The organism is Pseudomonas sp. RIT288 (assembly GCF_000631985.1).
Taxonomy (GTDB): Bacteria; Pseudomonadota; Gammaproteobacteria; order Pseudomonadales; family Pseudomonadaceae; genus Aquipseudomonas.
Genome location: NZ_JFYN01000016.1, coordinates 104,633 through 120,862, shown reverse-complemented (window position 1 = coordinate 120,862; position 16,230 = coordinate 104,633). Strand labels below are relative to the sequence as shown.

The 16,230-nt window shown below is 61.6% G+C and carries 19 protein-coding genes; 9 read left to right on the top strand and 10 right to left on the bottom strand.

Going from position 1 to position 16,230, the window contains the following annotated elements; all coding sequences use genetic code 11:
* Positions 1–160: 160 nt before the first annotated feature.
* Entirely contained in the window at positions 161–925 is a 765-nt protein-coding gene (locus BW33_RS16375) for an AraC family transcriptional regulator (protein ID WP_047600028.1), read from the bottom strand.
* 136 nt (positions 926–1,061) lie between these two features.
* On the opposite strand from BW33_RS16375, the gene BW33_RS16370 reads away from it, so the two are divergent.
* Complete coding sequence (locus tag BW33_RS16370; RefSeq protein WP_047600027.1) at positions 1,062–1,877, top strand: UDP-2,3-diacylglucosamine diphosphatase; 816 nt, start codon at positions 1,062–1,064, stop codon at positions 1,875–1,877.
* A 122-nt stretch (positions 1,878–1,999) separates the two neighbouring features.
* Here BW33_RS16370 and BW33_RS16365 read toward each other — a convergent pair whose 3' ends face one another.
* On the bottom strand, positions 2,000–2,590 hold the full coding sequence (locus BW33_RS16365; RefSeq protein WP_047600026.1) for an HD domain-containing protein: 591 nt from the start codon (positions 2,588–2,590) through the stop codon (positions 2,000–2,002).
* Positions 2,591–2,616: 26 nt separating this feature from the next.
* On the bottom strand, positions 2,617–2,928 hold the full coding sequence (locus tag BW33_RS16360) for a DUF962 domain-containing protein (RefSeq protein WP_047600025.1): 312 nt from the start codon (positions 2,926–2,928) through the stop codon (positions 2,617–2,619).
* A 164-nt stretch (positions 2,929–3,092) separates the two neighbouring features.
* Here BW33_RS16360 and BW33_RS16355 point away from each other — a divergent pair, with 164 nt between their 5' ends.
* Entirely contained in the window at positions 3,093–4,148 is a 1,056-nt protein-coding gene (locus BW33_RS16355; RefSeq protein WP_201771631.1) for an AraC family transcriptional regulator, read from the top strand.
* Here the strand turns inward: BW33_RS16355 and BW33_RS16350 are convergent.
* Complete coding sequence (locus BW33_RS16350; protein ID WP_047600023.1) at positions 4,105–5,559, bottom strand: TrkH family potassium uptake protein; 1,455 nt, start codon at positions 5,557–5,559, stop codon at positions 4,105–4,107. The genes BW33_RS16355 and BW33_RS16350 overlap by 44 nt on opposite strands.
* A gap of 121 nt (positions 5,560–5,680) precedes the next feature.
* Here BW33_RS16350 and BW33_RS16345 point away from each other — a divergent pair, with 121 nt between their 5' ends.
* Positions 5,681–6,247, top strand: coding sequence for a nitroreductase family protein (locus BW33_RS16345; protein ID WP_047600022.1), 567 nt, complete (start codon positions 5,681–5,683; stop codon positions 6,245–6,247).
* A gap of 108 nt (positions 6,248–6,355) precedes the next feature.
* On the opposite strand, the gene BW33_RS16340 is transcribed toward BW33_RS16345, so the two are convergent.
* From BW33_RS16340 to BW33_RS16315, 6 genes are all read right to left on the bottom strand, one after another.
* Positions 6,356–7,696, bottom strand: coding sequence for a sensor histidine kinase (locus tag BW33_RS16340; RefSeq protein WP_047600021.1), 1,341 nt, complete (start codon positions 7,694–7,696; stop codon positions 6,356–6,358).
* A gap of 169 nt (positions 7,697–7,865) precedes the next feature.
* Positions 7,866–8,315, bottom strand: a complete 450-nt coding sequence (locus tag BW33_RS16335; protein WP_047600020.1) for a Spy/CpxP family protein refolding chaperone — start codon at positions 8,313–8,315, stop codon at positions 7,866–7,868.
* Between the two features lie 245 nt (positions 8,316–8,560).
* Positions 8,561–9,238 carry a response regulator transcription factor gene (locus BW33_RS16330; RefSeq protein ID WP_007966021.1) on the bottom strand — a complete coding sequence of 226 codons (678 nt, stop codon included), beginning with the start codon at positions 9,236–9,238 and terminating at the stop codon, positions 8,561–8,563.
* 7 nt (positions 9,239–9,245) lie between these two features.
* A complete protein-coding gene (locus tag BW33_RS16325) occupies positions 9,246–9,656 on the bottom strand; it encodes a translation initiation factor 2 (protein ID WP_047600019.1) in 411 nt (136 codons plus the stop codon).
* A 237-nt stretch (positions 9,657–9,893) separates the two neighbouring features.
* A complete protein-coding gene (locus BW33_RS16320; protein ID WP_007966019.1) occupies positions 9,894–10,193 on the bottom strand; it encodes a YciI family protein in 300 nt (99 codons plus the stop codon).
* Between the two features lies 1 nt (position 10,194).
* Positions 10,195–10,791 carry a septation protein A gene (locus tag BW33_RS16315; RefSeq protein ID WP_027613975.1) on the bottom strand — a complete coding sequence of 199 codons (597 nt, stop codon included), beginning with the start codon at positions 10,789–10,791 and terminating at the stop codon, positions 10,195–10,197.
* An 87-nt stretch (positions 10,792–10,878) separates the two neighbouring features.
* Here BW33_RS16315 and BW33_RS16310 point away from each other — a divergent pair, with 87 nt between their 5' ends.
* The 6 genes from BW33_RS16310 (at position 10,879) to rluB (ending at position 15,902) form a co-directional block, all read left to right on the top strand.
* Entirely contained in the window at positions 10,879–11,742 is an 864-nt protein-coding gene (locus BW33_RS16310; protein ID WP_047600018.1) for a PHP domain-containing protein, read from the top strand.
* A gap of 13 nt (positions 11,743–11,755) precedes the next feature.
* Complete coding sequence (locus BW33_RS16305) at positions 11,756–12,385, top strand: L-threonylcarbamoyladenylate synthase (RefSeq protein ID WP_047600029.1); 630 nt, start codon at positions 11,756–11,758, stop codon at positions 12,383–12,385.
* A gap of 123 nt (positions 12,386–12,508) precedes the next feature.
* Positions 12,509–13,207: a segregation and condensation protein A gene (locus BW33_RS16300; RefSeq protein ID WP_171061841.1), complete on the top strand. Its 699-nt coding sequence runs from the start codon at positions 12,509–12,511 to the stop codon at positions 13,205–13,207.
* 11 nt (positions 13,208–13,218) lie between these two features.
* On the top strand, positions 13,219–14,244 hold the full coding sequence (gene scpB / locus BW33_RS16295; RefSeq protein ID WP_047600017.1) for an SMC-Scp complex subunit ScpB: 1,026 nt from the start codon (positions 13,219–13,221) through the stop codon (positions 14,242–14,244).
* Positions 14,245–14,347: 103 nt separating this feature from the next.
* The gene (locus tag BW33_RS16290) at positions 14,348–14,539 is read left to right on the top strand and encodes a DUF1289 domain-containing protein (protein WP_047600016.1); all 192 of its coding nucleotides are present in this window, start codon (positions 14,348–14,350) and stop codon (positions 14,537–14,539) included.
* A 142-nt stretch (positions 14,540–14,681) separates the two neighbouring features.
* Entirely contained in the window at positions 14,682–15,902 is a 1,221-nt protein-coding gene (rluB, locus tag BW33_RS16285; protein ID WP_003222775.1) for a 23S rRNA pseudouridine(2605) synthase RluB, read from the top strand.
* The last annotated feature ends 328 nt before the right edge of the window (positions 15,903–16,230 follow it).

Here is a 16,230-nt window from a genome sequence, read left to right as displayed (position 1 = left end):
GAGATTGTAGGAGCTGCCGCAGGCTCGGGCCGCGTTCGGACGTTTTTTTGATCTTGAAAAGCCAAAGTCAAAAGATCGCCGAACGCGGCCCGAGCCTGCGGCAGCTCCTACACGTGAATGCACATTGAAACCTGTTGCGGCTCGGAAGTCTGTCGGCGAACTAGCGTTTTTTGTCGCAGGAATCGCGGCGCAACTGCCCCGGTGAAGCGCCAAACTCGCGCAACACCGCCGCCGCGAACGCGCTCTGCGAACTGTAGCCAACCCGGCTGGCGATCTCGCCGATGGGCAGCGCGGTCTCGCGCAGCAGGCAGACCGCCTTGTGCAGCCGACGGCTGCGAATGTAGTCCATCGGCGTCTGCCCGCATTCCGCCATGAACCGCGCGTGCAGCCGGGCGCTGGACAAGCCGACAATCTGCGCCAGATCGGCTACTTGCAGCGGGTAGGCGGCGTGTTGCTCGATGTGCGCATCCAAAGCCGCGTAGGGCAGGCGCCGCGCCGAGAGTTCGGCAGGTCTGGCGTGATTCAGGCTGGCCAGCAGCAACACTGCGCCTTGCTGGGCGATCAGCGGATCACTGACCGGGCTGTTCGCCAGCCAGTTGACCAATTGGCTTTGCCCGGCATCAAGTGACAATCGCGCAGGCTGGTCGAGCAAGCGCTGACTGGCGTCGGCATGCTCGCCCAGCGAATCGCTCAGCCATTGCCCGTCAGGCACGTCCAGCACCAGACAACGACTGCCATCGGGGCTGCCGCAGGCGTGATGCGCGCCGCCGGGAACGACCACGAAACTCTGCTGGCGTACCTGGCTGCCCTGACCCTCGACTTCGAAATCCAGCGCACCGGACAGACCGAACACCAGTTGCGCGTGGTCGTGGCTGTGGACGATCAGGTCGTGGGTGTATTGGCGCAGGGTGAGGATCGGGCGCATGGCAGAGGTCTCCGAAGTGAGCGCCAGTCTACACCGGGGCAACGGGCTTGCGCGCTGTCACACGACTGACGCCTGCCTGTCATGGTCGGTTCACCCGGCGCGTGCACAGTGGCGAAAACATCGCAGAGGGTTGCCCATGACCAGCGCCGAGCTCGCCAAACCCAGCCGCAAACAACGGGTGCGTACCCTGTGGATTTCCGACGTGCATCTGGGCACGCGGGATTGCCAGGCCGAGCACTTGTCGCAATTTCTCAAGGGCTACCACGCCGACAAGATCTACCTGGTCGGTGACATCATCGACGGCTGGAAGCTGCGCGGTGGCATGTACTGGCCGCAAGCCCATACCAACGTGATCCGCCGCCTGCTGACCATGAGCAAGCGCGGTACGGAGGTGATCTACGTCACCGGCAACCACGACGAGTTTCTGCGCCGTTATTCGAAGCTGATCCTCGGCAACATCCAGTTGGTCGACGAGGCGGTGCATGTCACGGCGGATGGCCGGCACCTGCTGGTGATTCATGGCGATCAATTCGACGTGATCACCCGTTATCACCGCTGGCTGGCCTTCCTCGGCGACTCGGCCTACGAATTCACCCTGACCCTCAATCGCTGGCTCAATCACTGGCGCGCCCGTTATGGCTACGGCTACTGGTCGTTGTCGGCGTACCTCAAGCACAAGGTGAAGACGGCGGTGAGCTTCATCAGCGACTTCGAAGAAGCCATCGCCCATGAATGCGTCAAACGCGAGCTGCACGGCGTGGTCTGCGGGCACATCCACCATGCCGAGATTCGTAAAGTCGGTGAGGTGGATTACCTCAACTGCGGCGATTGGGTGGAGTCGTGCACGGCGTTGATCGAGCACTGGGATGGCACGATCGAGTTGTATCGCCTGGCGGATGCGCAGGCGCGGGAGGCGCAGCTCAAGGCGGCCAAGGTTGCTGAACTCGCCTGAACGACACAGATCCCCTGTGGGAGCGAGCCTGCTCGCGAAAGCGTTACATCAGGCAAAGCAGTGTCGCCTGACACGACACCTTCGCGAGCAGGCTCGCTCCCACATGTTGAGTTGTGGTGTTCTCAGGCCGGGCTGTGTTCTTCCATCGCCGCCTTGTAGATCGAGTGCTTGGGCTGGGCAAACAGCCGTTCCATCATCGGTTCGAAAAAACTCAGCGGCAGGGTTTCATAGGCCGGGTCAAACGCCGCCGCATCGTATTTGGCGCAGAATTCCGCCGTGGCCTGATACTGCGGATGCGCGGCGAACTGCTCGCGCAGGTGCCGATCCATGCCCAGGTGATGGAAGAAGTAGTAGCCCTGAAAGATCCCGTGCTTTTCGACCATCCACAGGTTCTCGGCGCTGACGAACGGCTTGAGAATCGCCGCCGCGATGTCCGGGTGGTTGTAGGAGCCGAGGGTGTCGCCGATATCATGCAGCAGCGCACAGACCACGTATTCCTCGTCACGCCCGTCGCGATACGCGCGGGTCGCGGTTTGCAGCGAGTGGGTCAGACGATCCACCGGGAAACCGCCGAAATCGCCTTCGAGCAACTTCAGGTGCGCGACGATCCGCGACGGCAATTGCCGGGCGTAGGCGCTGAAGTCCGCGGCGATGATCGCCCAGTCTTCCTCGGTGCCGTCCTGCATGTGGGTGAAGCGGGCATTGGCGTTCATCGGCCAGCCTCCAGGTGTGTCGGGTTTCAGAACGCCACGCGGCCTAAAATCATGTCGCGGTACATGACGAAATCGCCGAGCAGGCTGTACAGCGGATGTTGAAAAGTCGCCGGACGGTTCTTTTCAAAGAAGAAATGACCGACCCAGGCAAAGCTGTAACCGGCCAGCGGCAGGGCCAGCAACAGCAGCCATGCGCCCTTGGCGATGGTCATGGCCAGGATGAAAATCACCAGCGTGGTGCCGACGAAATGCAATCGTCGGCAGGTACTGTTGGCGTGTTCGCTGAGGTAATACGGGTAGAACTCGGCGAAAGTGTTGAATTGCTTGATGTTTTCCACGACTGCGATCTCTGTGGTTATTGTTCTGACGGCAAGTTGTTCGGCGGGCAGCCTATTTGAGTCTAGAGTGAACACTGGCATCAGCCAGTGACAATGGGCGCCACTTTAGTATCCTTCGCAAATCGGGTCGTAACATGCGATCCATCATGTAAAAGAATAACGCCATGAGCGAACGAACGACTTCTGCAAGCTGGACGATGGGGATTGTCAAAGCATTGGAGATGGACGGCCTGGATTGCCGGGTACTGTTCAAGCAGCTGGGGCTCGATTACGCCGCCCTGAATGATCCGGATGCGCGTTTCCCGCAAGATTCCATGACCCGCCTCTGGCAACGGGCAGTCGAGCTGTCCGGCAACCCGGCGATCGGCCTGAACATGGGCAAGGTGGTGCGTCCGGCCTCGTTCCATGTCGCCGGCTATGCCTTGATGTCGAGCAACACCCTGGCCGAAGGCTTTCAACGCCTGGTGCGTTATCAGCGGATCATCGCCGAGAGCGCCGACCTGAGTTTTCGTCTGCTCGAAGAAGGCTATGCGCTGATTCTCACGGTGCATGGCGATCACCTGCCGCCGACCCGGCAGAGCGCCGAAGCCTCGCTGGCCTGTGCGCTGGGCCTGTGCGGCTGGCTGACCGGGCGCACCCTGCATCCGGTCAAAGTGCTGTTTCAGGGCGACGAACCCGCAGACCTGCAGCCCTACCGGCAAGCCTTCCATGCCCCCTTGATGTTCAACGCGCCTTACGATGCGTTGATTTTCGAACGGGCCGACATGGAAGCACCGCTGCCCACCGCCAACGAAGCCATGGCGCTGCTGCACGACCGGTTTGCCGGGGAATATCTGGCGCGTTTTTCCGAAAGCCGCGTGACCCACAAGGCGCGCCAGGTGTTGTGTCGTTTACTGCCTCAGGGTGAACCCAAGCGCGATACGGTGGCGCAGACCCTGCATCTGTCGCAGCGCACCTTGCAGCGGCGATTGCAGGAGGAGGGCACCAGTTTTCAGCAGTTGCTCGACGACACTCGCCGCGAACTGGCCGAGCAGTATCTGGCTCAGCCGAGCATGACCTTGCTGGAGATTGCCTATCTGTTGGGGTTTGCCGATCCAAGCAACTTCTTCCGCGCGTTCCGCCGCTGGTTCGACACCACGCCCGGCGATTACCGGGCGCGGCTGTTGCAGACGCCGGTCAATGACGCCAAAAGGCCGGAATACACAGCACAAACACCGTAATGATCTCCAGTCGGCCGAGCAGCATGCCGAACGACAGGATCCACTTCGCGGCATCCGGCAGGGTGGCGAAATTACCCGCCGGGCCGATGGTCTCGCCCAGCCCCGGGCCGACGCCGGACACGGTGCTGGCAGCGCCGGTCAGCGCAGTCATCCAGTCGACCCCGAGCAGCGACAGCAGCAGGGCGATCACGCAGATGGTGATGGCGAAGAAGAACGAAAAGGTCAGAATCGAACGCACGATCTCTTCGTCGAGTCGGTGACCGTTGTACTTCTGCTTGATCACCGCGCGCGGGTGGATCAACTGGTTAAGGTTGGCCTTGAGCAGGATGTAGGCGACTTGAAAACGGAAGATCTTGATCCCGCCTGCCGTCGAGCCGGAGCAGCCGCCGACAAAGCCCAGATAGAAAAACAGCATCAGCGAGAAGTTGCCCCACAGGCTGTAGTCGCCGAGGGCAAAACCGGTGGTGGTGACCACCGACGTCACGTTCAGCGCCACATGCCGCAGCGCCTCCAGCCAGTGCAGCTTGGTGGTCCACCAATACCAGGTGCCGAGCACCAGCCAGGTCACCAGCAACATGCCGAGCAGACCCTGCACCTGCTGATCCTTGATCAACGCCTTACGGTTGCCGCGCAGGGTCGCCACATACAGGGTGAACGGCAGGCTGCCGAGGATCATGATGACCACCGCGACCCAGTGCACCGCCGGTTGCGTCCACTTCGCCAGCGACTGGTCGGAGGTCGAAAAGCCGCCGGTGGAGATCGCCGACATCGCGTGGTTGATCGCATCGAACGGGCTCATTCCGGCCCACCAGAACGCCAGGCTGCCGAGGATGGTGATGCCGACGTACGCCGCCACGATCAAGCGCGCCACCATGTGCGAGCGCGGCATGACCTTTTCCGAGCGGTCGGACGATTCGGTCTGGAACAGGCGCATGCCACCGATGCGCAGCAACGGCAGAATCGCCACTGCCATGCCGATGAAACCGATGCCGCCGAGCCAGTGCAGCAGCGAGCGCCACATCAGGATCCCCGGGGACATGGTGTCGAGCCCGCTGAGCACGGTTGAGCCGGTGGCGGTGATGCCGGACATGCTTTCGAAGAACGAGTCGGTGTAGCTGATGTGCTGGGTCAGCAAAAACGGCAGCGCGGCGAAAATGCACACCACCAGCCAGCTGCTGACGGTCAGCAGGTACATGTCGCGCGGGCGCAGGTGAATGTGTTCGGGGCGGCCGGGGATCACCAGTGCGAGGCCGGCGAGGAAGGTGATCATGCTCGCCCAGAGAAACGACGGCAGATCGCCGGTGCGCTCGAAAATCACCAGGGTGGCCATGGGCACGACCATGGCGATGGCCAGGGTGATCAGGAAGATGCCGATGATGAAACCAATGATCCGTAAGGTCGGCAACGCCATGAAGTCCGCTCGGGCTGATGTAGGAAGGGCGCCATTCTACCCGTGGGGCAGGGCATGTAAACCGGCACCCTGTTGCCGGATACCGCTAGAATAGCCGCACATTTTTCTCAGGAGGTGGCCGATGCAGGCTCTCGACGCTTTGCTCAACCGTGTTTCCGTTCCACGTCTGGTCGAACCGGCCCCTACCGCCGAGCAGCGCGAAGCCCTGTTTGGCGCAGCCCTGCGCGCACCGGACCACGGTCACTTGCAGCCGTATCGCTTCCTCACCGTCGAAGGCGCGGCGCGCGAAAAAATGGGCGAATTGCTGGCCGAAGCGGCGCAGATGCAGGACGGTGAAGTCACTGAAGCGATGATCGACAAGGCGCGCAACGGCCCGCTGCGGGCGCCGCTGGTGGTCGTGGTGATCGCGAAACTGCAGGAACACGTCAAATATCCGAAGGCCGAGCAGTTGCTGGCGGCGGGGTGTGCGGCGCACGGGATTCTGCTGGCGGCCTATGCGCAAGGGATTGGTGCGGTGTGGCGTACCGGTGATCTGGCCTATTCGGCGCATGTCGCCAAAGGCTTGGGTCTGGCTGAAGGCGAGCAGGTGATTGCCTTCCTGTACCTCGGCACGCCGCAGAAAGAGCCGCGTGTGGCGGAGAAGGTCGATCTGACCGAGTTCGTCAGCGCCTGGCCCGCCAAGGCCTGAGGATCAAAAGATCGTCCGATCGCGGCCCGAGCCTGCGGCAGCTCCTACAGGTGTTTCGACTCTGTAGGAGCTGCCGCAGGCTGCGATCTTTTTTGTGTCACCGCGAATTTAAAGCTGAACAACAGCACCCGGTACCAACGGCAATTCCAGACTGGCGATAAACCCGCCCTCAGGATGATTGGCCAGGGTCAGACTCCCGCCATGCCGCTCCGCCGCGCGCTTGGCAATCGCCAGCCCCAGACCATGCCCAGCCGCCGTCTGCCCCGGCGCCCGGTAGAACGGTTCGCCCAACTGGCTCAGATGCTCATCCTGCACCCCCGGTCCATGATCGCGCACGCTCACTACAATTCGTTCGCCCTGGCGTGTGGCCTGCATTTCAATTGCCTGCCCTTCGGGGTTGAAGCGTTGTGCGTTGCGCAAAAGATTATCGACGGCGCGTTCAATCATGGTCGGCCAGCCGGTCAGCGTCAGGTGTGGTTCGGCATCCAGGCGCACGGTCTGCTCGGGTGAGCCGAGCTGGGCATCTTTTTGCAAGGTGCCGAGCAGGGCGTTCAGGTCTACCGTTTCGGCACTGGCGTTGTCGGCATCGACCCGCGCCAGCACCAGAATTTCGCTGATCAGCGCTTCCAGCCGATCACATTCGCGGGTCAGGTGTGGCCAGAGCTTTTCCCGTTCTTCAGGATTGGCCCGTTCCGCCAGTGCCAGCGCAATTCGCAGTCGCGCCAAAGGTGAACGCAGTTCGTGGGACACGTCGCGCAGCAACTGGCGCTGACTGCCGATCAGGCTTTGCAGGCGCGCGCCCATGCGGTTGAAGTCGTTGGCCAGCACGCCGAATTCATCGCGGCGGTTGGCCAGTTTTGCCAGGCTGTTCTGTTGATAGGTGGTCTGCCCCAGGTCATGCACTGCGCCGCGCAAACGGCTGAGCGGGCGGGTGATGGAGAAGGTCACCAGCAAGCTGAACAGGGTCAGCACCACCAATGCGATGCCCAGCGCACTCAGCGGCCAGAGCAGACTTTCACGGTGCCAGGCATCGAGTTCCGGGTGCGGAATACGGAAGATGAACAGGTAGGTGTCGCCGGTTTTTTCGCTGGTGAACTCGTCGGTCAGGCGCCGCCAGGGCAGGCGTCGCTCATCGTTGTTCTGCCGGGCTTCGAAGGCGGCGGCGCGGCGCGGGAAAGTGCCGCGCACCACCGGGTCGCCGCTTTCGTTGAGCACCTGCACGTCGATGTGATACTGGCGCTTGCGCTGTTCGAGGATGTCCTGCGCAGCGTCTTCGCCCTGGGCCTCGTAGGTTTGCGTCCATTCGGCGGCCAGGGTGTTGAGGCCCGGATGGCGGCTGAGGATCCACGCGTCCTGGTTGAGCATGTGCCCGAGCAGGATCGACAGCCCCGCCACCAGAGTGATGGCCAGCCAGAAGCTCGCGAGAATACGCCAGAACAATGAACGCACGGAAAACCCTCAGAACAGACACAAATCCCTGCAGGAGCTGCCGCAGGCTGCGATCTTTTGATGTTGTTTTCAAGATCAAGATCAGAAGATCGCAGCCTTCGGCAGCTCCTACAGGGATCGGATAAAAATAGGCCCGACGGGGTTAGCCGTCGGGCCTGTGATTAGAACATTATTGCGCCTTTTGCGGCTGTTGCGCTTTCCACGCTTTGAACTCGGCCCATTCGGCGCGACGTTCAGCCTGTTTCTTCTGGATCTCGTCGAATTTCTTCTGTTGATCCGGTTTCAGCAGGTTGCGTACGTCAGCTTCGGCTTTCTTGTGATTGGCGGCCATCTCGTCTTTCATGGCTTTCTGGTCAGCCGGCGAGAGTTTCTCCAGGTACTTCTCTACCACCTGGCGACGCTCGTGCATCTGCTCGCCCATGATCTTGCGGATCTGATCGCGTTGTTCACGGGACAGGTCGAGTTGGCTGTACGGGCCTTTGCCGTGTTCGCCGTGCATCTGACCGCCGTGGCGTGGGCCGTCGAGCGGGCCACCCATCGGGCCACCATCCTGTGGCATGGCCATGGCGACGGTTGGCAGAGCGGCAGCGAACATCAGAGCGATGAGAGTCTTGCGCATGGTGTATCTCCTTGTCTCGTTCCCGGTACGTTCCGGATGAGTTCAGATTACGGAGATCAAGGTCAGCGGCGGTCAGCGCTGCGTAAAGCTTGGGTAAAGACGCTTTGTTTCCAGCCTTACACAAATCCCCTGCAGGAGCTGCGGCACGCTGCGATCTTCTGATCTTCAAAAGCAAAGATCGCAGCCTTCGGCAGTTCCTACAGGGGGGCGTCGTTGTGTCGGACGACCTCGTCGCGGTGGTTGGATCAGAGGCTGTAGTAGTAACCACGGCTGCGCAGGGCGACGATCCGTGGGCGGCCGTCGGGGTGGGGGCCGATCTTTTTGCGCAGGTTGCTGACGTGCATGTCGAGGCTGCGGTCGTACAGCGTCAGCTTGCGGCCGAGGGCCAGTTGCGCCAGTTCCTGTTTGTCCAGCGGCTCGCCGGGCTGCTTGAGCAGGGCTTCGAGCAAACGGCTTTCGGAAACGGTGAGGGTCAGTTCTTTCTCGTCGATGCTGACCACGCCACGCACCGGGCTGAAGCTCAGGTCGCCGAGTTCGAGCTGGGTCGACACGGCAGCCGGGTGACTGCGGCGCAGCACGGCGCGTAGACGCGCGGTGAGTTCACGCGGATCGCAGGGTTTGGCCAGATAATCGTCGGCGCCCAGTTCCAGACCGAGGATGCGATCCAGTGGTTCGCCCCGGGCCGAGAGCATCAGCACCGGCAGATCGGCGTGTTCGCTGCGCAGTTGCTTGAGCAGTTCCAGACCGCTGCCATCGGGCAGCATCACGTCCAGCACCACTGCCGCCGGGGCAGATTCGGCCAACGCTTTGCGCGCGCTTTGGCCATCGTGGCAGGCGCGTACCTGGAAGCCTTCCTGGCTCAGCCAGCTACTCAGGAGTTCGCACAACTCCTGGTCATCATCAATCAGTAACAGCTCGCTCATGACTCACTCAATTTAGCCATTGCCGACGTTTTCGGCTTGCTCCACTGGCAAAGATACCGCACAGCAGCGCCAATAGCGCTACCCCGGCGCCCGTGACGAACCATTGCTGCTGTTCGGTCAACAGACGTGGCAACGGGCTGGCCTGGGCTTCCTTGAGTTGCAGCTTCAGGCGCTGGTTCTCCTGGCGCAACCGGGCGAGCTGGGCGCTTTCGCGGGTGTTGTCGGCATTTTGCAGTTGTTTGCTCAGTTCTTCCCGCTGTTGCTCGCTGGCCTTCAGGCGCTGTTGCAACTCGGTGATCTGGCCGCCAGCACTTAAAGACAATGGCGTGGAGCTGCCGTTTTCGGTGGTTTCCTCACCATGGGCGGGCGCCATGATCGACAACGTGACCCACATCAGACACAACGGACCTTTGCGCATTGCGATTCCTGCTTGCAAATGGATATTGGGCAGGTTGTCGGCAGACAAACGAGAATAATGAGCGATTGAGAGCGGTGAGAATCAGGAAGGTTCAGTGCCAGAGGCAATGTCGATGGTGAAGGGGGATATCGGCCCTGTGGCGAGGGATGCGTAGCAGTCCCATGCTTTTGCGCTAAAGAGCGGGGCCGCTTCGCACCCCAGCGGGAGCAAGCTCCCTCGCCACAGGGTTGCCTCTTTTTACGGGAGGACTTGCTTGAACGGCTTGACGATCACGTTGGCGTACACGCCAGCGGCGATGTACGGATCGGCGTCGGCCCAGGCCTGAGCGGCGCTCAGGGAGTCGAATTCGGCGACGATCAGGCTGCCGGTGAAACCCGCAGCACCCGGATCATTACTGTCGACCGCCGGGTGCGGGCCGGCCAGTACGATGCGGCCTTCACCCTTGAGCACTTGCAGGCGTTCGAGGTGGGCCGGGCGCGCAGCGAGGCGGGCTTCGAGCGAGTTGGCGACGTCGGTGGCAATGATTGCGTAGAGCATGTCAGTCCTCGGTTTTTGGCGTTGTGGTATCGGCGTCATGCAGATGGCGGGACAGGTAGATGCCCTGACCGACCAGGAACAGCACGGTCATGCCCAGGCTGCCGAACACCTTGAAGTCGACCCAGATGCTCTGGAAGGTGAATGCCACGAACAGGTTGGCAGCGCCGCAGAACAGGAAGAAGGCGATCCAGGCGATGTTCAGGCGAGTCCAGACCGGATCCGGCAGGGTCAGCGCGTGGCCCATGATGCGTTTGATCAGCAGGCGGTCACCGATAAAGTGGCTGCCGATGAAGGCCAGGGCGAACAGCCAGTTGACCACCGGGGCTTTCCATTTGAGGAAGGTCTCGCTGTGGAAGGCCAGGGTCAGGCTACCGAACACCAGGCAGGCGATCAGGGTCAGCCATTGGCTCTTTTCCAGCTTGCGCTGTTTGATGAACAACGCACCGTAGACCACCAGGGAGCTGATGATCAGCATCGCCGTGGCGCTGTAAATACCGCCTACAGTCACTTCATGGCCGGCGATGTCGACAACCCGTGGATCCAGTTTGTAAACGATGAAAAACAGCAGAAGCGGGATGAAATCGATGAATTGTTTCACAGTGAGAGCCAGAAGCTGGATGTGGCGGCATAATAACAAACATATGGGCGCGCGATAGCGCCAGCTGATTTGAGGTTACAACTCCCCGTGAATGTTGATTTGCATTGCCACAGCACGGCCTCCGATGGCGCCCTGGCGCCGGCGGTTCTGGTTGCGCGTGCGTTCGAAAACGGCGTGCGAATCCTTTCGTTGACCGATCACGATACCCTCGAAGGCCTCGCCGAAGCGCGCAGCGCCGCGGAAGAACTGGGCATGCAACTGGTCAATGGCGTCGAACTGTCCTGCACATGGGGCGGCGCGACCATCCACGTGTTGGGTTACGGTTTTGACGTCAACGCCGCGCCATTGGTCGAGGCGATCGCCAGATTGCACGATGGCCGCTGGCTGCGGTCGGAAGAAATAAGCCGCAAGCTCGGCCTCAAAGGTATGCCCGGTGCCCTCGACGGCGCCCGGCAGATCCAGCAGGAGCTGGGCGACAGCGGCAACGCGCCGGCCCGTCCGCATTTCGCCGACTGGATGGTGCGTGAAGGTTTTGTAAAGGATCGCGCCGAGGCGTTTCGCAAATGGCTCGGCGCCGGCAAGCTGGGTGACGTCAAGCAGCACTGGCCGACCCTGGAAGACACTGTCGGCACCCTGCGCGCCGCCGGGGCGTGGGTCAGTCTGGCGCATCCGTGGCACTACGATTTCACCCGCAGCAAGCGCCGAAAGCTGATTGCCGACTATATTCAAGCGGGTGGGCATGCAATCGAAGTGGTCAATGGCCATCAGCCTGCGGAACAGGTTGGCAGCCTGGCAATCCTTGCCCGTGAGTTCGGTCTGCTGGTCAGCGCCGGCAGTGATTTCCATGGCCCTGGAGGCTGGTCCGAGATTGGCCAGTACCGGCCGGTTCCCGAGGACCTTCCACCCCTGTGGTGTCGGTTCAAACATGACACAGTTATTGCCGCCGTCTGAACAGGTAGAAAACGTGAGTCAATTTTTCCAGATCCATCCGGAAAACCCGCAAGCGCGCCTGATCAAACAGGCGGTCGAGATCATCCGCAAAGGCGGGGTGGTGATTTATCCCACAGACTCTTCCTACGCCATCGGTTGCCAGATCGGCGACAAGACCGCTATCGAGCGCGTGCGCCGTCTGCGTCAGCTCGACGAGAAGCACAATTTCGCGCTGATCTGCAGCGACCTGTCGCAACTGGGCAACTACGCCAAGATCGACACCGGCACCTTCCGCATTCTCAAGGCGCATCTGCCGGGGCCTTACACCTTTATCCTCAACGCCACCCGCGAAGTGCCGCGCCTGCTGATGCATCCGAAGAAACGCACCATCGGCCTGCGGGTGCCGAGCCATCCGATTGCCCTGGCGTTGCTGGCCGAACTCGGCGAACCGCTGATGAGCGTGACCCTGATCATGCCCGGCGATGAAGATCCACTGAGCGACCCGTACGAGATGCGCCAGTTGCTTGAACATCAGGTGGACCTGATCATCGACGGCGGTTTTGGCGGGATCAAGGCGTCCACCGTGATTGACCTGACCGGCGACGAGCCGGAAGTGATCCGCGTCGGTTGCGGCGACCCCGCGCCGTTCATGGTCGAGGCCTGAATGTCCGCAGTGGAAACCGTTGTCGATCCGCAGGCCGGCGCCCAGCAGGAACTGCCGTTTGCCATGGTCTATGGCCAGGCGGTCACGGAAATGCCGCTGGACCTGTACATCCCGCCGGATGCGCTGGAAGTGTTTCTCGAAGCCTTTGAAGGCCCGCTCGACCTGCTGCTGTACCTGATCCGCAAACAGAACATCAACATCCTCGACATTCCGGTGGCGGAAATCACCCGCCAGTACATGGGCTATGTCGAATTGATGCAGTCGGTGCGCCTGGAGCTGGCCGCCGAGTATCTGGTGATGGCCGCGATGCTGGCCGAGATCAAGTCGAGGATGCTCCTGCCGCGCGCCGAAACCGTCGAAGACGAAGAGGACGACCCGCGCGCCGAACTGATCCGTCGCTTGCAGGAATACGAGCGTTTCAAGGCTGCCGCTGAAGGCATTGACGGCCTGAGCCGGGTCGGTCGCGACGTGGTCGTGCCCAAGCTCGACGCCCCCGAAGCCCGGGCGCGCAAGCTGTTGCCGGATGTCGCGCTGGAAGAGATTCTGATGTCCATGGCCGAGGTGCTGCGCCGGGGCGACATGTTCGAGAGCCACCAGGTCAGCCGCGAGGCACTGTCGACCCGCGAGCGCATGAGCGATGTGCTGGAACGGCTCAAGGGCGGCGGCTTTGTGCCGTTCGTCGAGCTGTTCACCGCCGAGGAAGGCCGCCTCGGTGTGGTGGTGACCTTTATGGCGATCCTTGAACTGGTCAAGGAATCCTTGGTCGAGCTGGTGCAGAATGAGCCGTTCGCCGCGATCCACGTGCGAGCCCGAGCCGAATAACGAGTCGAAACATGAACCTGACTGAACCCCGCGAGCTGGCGCCCCTGCTTGAAGCCTTTCTGTTGGCCTCGGGAAAACCGCAATCGCTTGAACGCCTCTACGAACTGTTCGAAGAAGGCGAGCGGCCCGAACCGCCGGTCTTCAAGAAAGCCCTGAGCCTGCTGGCCAAGTCCTGCGAGGGCCGCGCGTTCGAGCTCAAGGAAGTCGCCTCCGGCTACCGTTTGCAGATTCGCGAGAAGTTTTCGCCGTGGGTCGGGCGTTTGTGGGAAGAACGCCCGCAGCGCTATTCCCGGGCGCTGCTGGAAACCATGGCGCTGATTGCCTATCGCCAGCCGATCACCCGGGGCGAGATCGAAGACGTACGGGGCGTGGCGGTCAACACCAACATCGTCAAGACGCTGATCGAGCGCGAGTGGATCCGCATCGTCGGTTACCGCGACGTACCGGGCAAACCGGCGATGTTCGCCACCACCAAGGCGTTTCTCGATCATTTCAACCTGAAGAACCTCGAAGACCTGCCCCCGCTGGCTGAGCTGCGTGAGATGGAAACCGAGCCCGTCCTCGATTTCGACGACGCACCAGTACCGCAGGCCCTGCAGGAACAGGCCGACGCCAGCGCCGAGGCGGAGGAACCGAAGGAGGAAACCAGTTTCCACACCTTGCTGCTGGAGCTGGACAGCATGGAGGAGGGGATCAAGACCGACTTCGATGATCTGTTGCGTGATGCCGCCGATGGTGAAGCGTCGACGACTGAGCCTGAGCCTGAGCCTGAGCCTGAGCCTGAGTCTGAGTCTGAGCCTGAGCCTGAGGCCGAGACCGCCGAGCCGGCGGTTGAAGTTGAACTTGAGACCGAGCCAGAAGCCGAACCGGAAGAGGACATTCTTGGCGTTGCCGAAGCCCGGGAAAAACTTCTGGCCGCCGTCGCCGCCCTCGAACAACCTGTACCAGCGCGCGAACCCGAGCTGAGCGAAGAAGAAGCCGAGGCCCGCGCGCTGGCGGAAGCGATCGAGGCCGAACGCCGCGAGTTCGAGGACTGAGGCGCGCCGAAAAGATCGCAGCCTTCGGCAGCTCCTGCAGGGACCGCATTCCAATGTAGGAGCTGCCGCAGGCTGCGATCTTTTGATCTTCAAGGGAAACCCCATGAGTTCCACCAAAGACCCCTGCATCAGCCTCTGCAAGTTCACCGACGACATCTGCCAGGGCTGTGGCCGCAGCAAGCGCGAGATTCGAGCCTGGAAGAAACTCGACAAGGACGACAAGCGCACCGTACTGGCCGAAGCCGCGCTGCGCCTGATCAAACTTGGTGGCGCCGGTCGGCGGAAAAAGAAATAACTGGCGATCGATCAGCTAGTCTCTGATGCGCGATGGCGCACATCCGCGTATGATTCGCGACCCTTCGGCGATCCCTTCGCCCGAAAACCAGATTTCAATGCTTCAGGCGCCGCCTGAACAGACCACACCGGGAGGTGCCCAGATGAGTGACATCAATCAGAAAGACGACCAGGAAATCGGCCCAGCAGGCGAAAAACTGCAAAAAGTCCTCGCCCGTATCGGCGTTGGCTCGCGCCGTGACGTCGAAGCCTGGATCAGCCAGGGCCGAATCAAGGTCAATGGCAAAGACGCCACCCTCGGCCTGCGCGTCGACATGCACGACGCCATCACCATCGATGGCAAGGTGATCAAGCGCGAAGAGGCTGCCGAGTCGGTACGCCGCGTGATCATGTACAACAAGCCCGATGGCGAAATCTGCACCCGTGACGACCCGGAAGGCCGTCCGACCGTGTTCGACAAGCTGCCGCGTCCGAAAGAAGGCCGCTGGATCAACATCGGTCGTCTCGACATCAACACCACCGGTCTGCTGATGTTCACCACCGACGGTGAACTGGCCAACCGTCTGATGCACCCGTCCTACGAGATGGACCGTGAGTACGCCGTGCGTGTACGCGGTGAAGTCGACGACGAAATGATCGAGCGCCTGAAGGCCGGCGTGGTGCTGGAAGACGGCCCGGCGCGTTTCACCGACATTCAACAGGCGCCGGGCGGCGAAGGCTTCAACCACTGGTATCACTGCGTGGTGATGGAAGGTCGTAACCGTGAGGTTCGTCGTCTGTGGGAATCCCAGGGGCTGGTGGTCAGCCGTCTGAAGCGCGTGCGTTTCGGTCCGGTGTTCCTCAACTCCGACCTGCCGATGGGCCGCTGGCGCGAAATGAGCCAGTACGAAGTCGACGTGCTCAGCGCCGAAGTCGGCCTGACCCCGGTGGCGATGCCGCAACTCAACGCCAAGAGCAAGGACAAGCTGGAGCGTATGCAGCGTAAATCGTCGCGGCCGATGGCCAAGACCGAGCGCGTGCGTACTCTGCGTCCAGCCGCTGGCGCGCCAACCGGTCCGCGCCCTAGCCGTGAGCCGCAGATCGAAGGCGAGCGTCCGGGCCGCAAGCCAGTGGCCCGTGATGGCGAGCGCGCACCGCGTCCGGCCAACGGTCGCACCGAGCGTGGTGAAGGTCGTGCGCCGGCCGGTCGTGGTACGCCGGTAGCGGATCGTCCTGCCGACACCACCAACAAGCGTCCGGCCAAGCCTGCACCGAAGCGTCCGGGCATCAAGTTGGTCGACGGCGACAAGCCGTCGGGCAAGCGCCGCGGCGCACCGGCCGGTTCCGGTCAGCGTCCGGGTTTCGGTCGCAAGAAGCCGGAATAAGGCAGCTGTGAGCTTTGAGCGGCAAGCTTCGAGCTAAAGCAAAAACGCCAACCGCAGGGTTGGCGTTTTTTTTCGTCTGGCAGAAATTATGTAGCGACTGATTCGGCCTCTTCGCGAGCAGGCTCGCTCCCACATTGGAATTGCGTCAAACACAAATCCCCTGTTGGGACGAGCCTGCTCGCGAAGGCGTCAGTCGCCTGAAACACAAGGCGTCCGTCTGGATTATTGGTTGGGTTGCGCGCTATTCATGTAGGAGCTGCGGCACGCTGCGATCTTTTGCTCTTGATCTGAAAAAGCAAGATCAAAGGATCGCAGCCTCGTTTCACTC

Bases quoted from the DNA above. Each gene is read 5' to 3' on its own strand.
- BW33_RS16345 (WP_047600022.1), top strand. From the start codon at position 5,681: ATGCAGGCTCTCGACGCTTTGCTCAACCGTGTTTCCGTTCCACGTCTG.
- BW33_RS16325 (WP_047600019.1), bottom strand. From the start codon at position 9,656: ATGCGCAAAGGTCCGTTGTGTCTGATGTGGGTCACGTTGTCGATCATG.
- BW33_RS16350 (WP_047600023.1), bottom strand. From the start codon at position 5,559: ATGGCGTTGCCGACCTTACGGATCATTGGTTTCATCATCGGCATCTTC.
- BW33_RS16330 (WP_007966021.1), bottom strand. From the start codon at position 9,238: ATGAGCGAGCTGTTACTGATTGATGATGACCAGGAGTTGTGCGAACTC.
- scpB (WP_047600017.1), top strand. From the start codon at position 13,219: ATGAACCTGACTGAACCCCGCGAGCTGGCGCCCCTGCTTGAAGCCTTT.
- BW33_RS16370 (WP_047600027.1), top strand. From the start codon at position 1,062: ATGACCAGCGCCGAGCTCGCCAAACCCAGCCGCAAACAACGGGTGCGT.
- BW33_RS16355 (WP_201771631.1), top strand. From the start codon at position 3,093: ATGAGCGAACGAACGACTTCTGCAAGCTGGACGATGGGGATTGTCAAA.
- BW33_RS16365 (WP_047600026.1), bottom strand. From the start codon at position 2,590: ATGAACGCCAATGCCCGCTTCACCCACATGCAGGACGGCACCGAGGAA.
- BW33_RS16320 (WP_007966019.1), bottom strand. From the start codon at position 10,193: ATGCTCTACGCAATCATTGCCACCGACGTCGCCAACTCGCTCGAAGCC.
- BW33_RS16335 (WP_047600020.1), bottom strand. From the start codon at position 8,315: ATGCGCAAGACTCTCATCGCTCTGATGTTCGCTGCCGCTCTGCCAACC.
- BW33_RS16290 (WP_047600016.1), top strand. From the start codon at position 14,348: ATGAGTTCCACCAAAGACCCCTGCATCAGCCTCTGCAAGTTCACCGAC.
- BW33_RS16375 (WP_047600028.1), bottom strand. From the start codon at position 925: ATGCGCCCGATCCTCACCCTGCGCCAATACACCCACGACCTGATCGTC.
- rluB (WP_003222775.1), top strand. From the start codon at position 14,682: ATGAGTGACATCAATCAGAAAGACGACCAGGAAATCGGCCCAGCAGGC.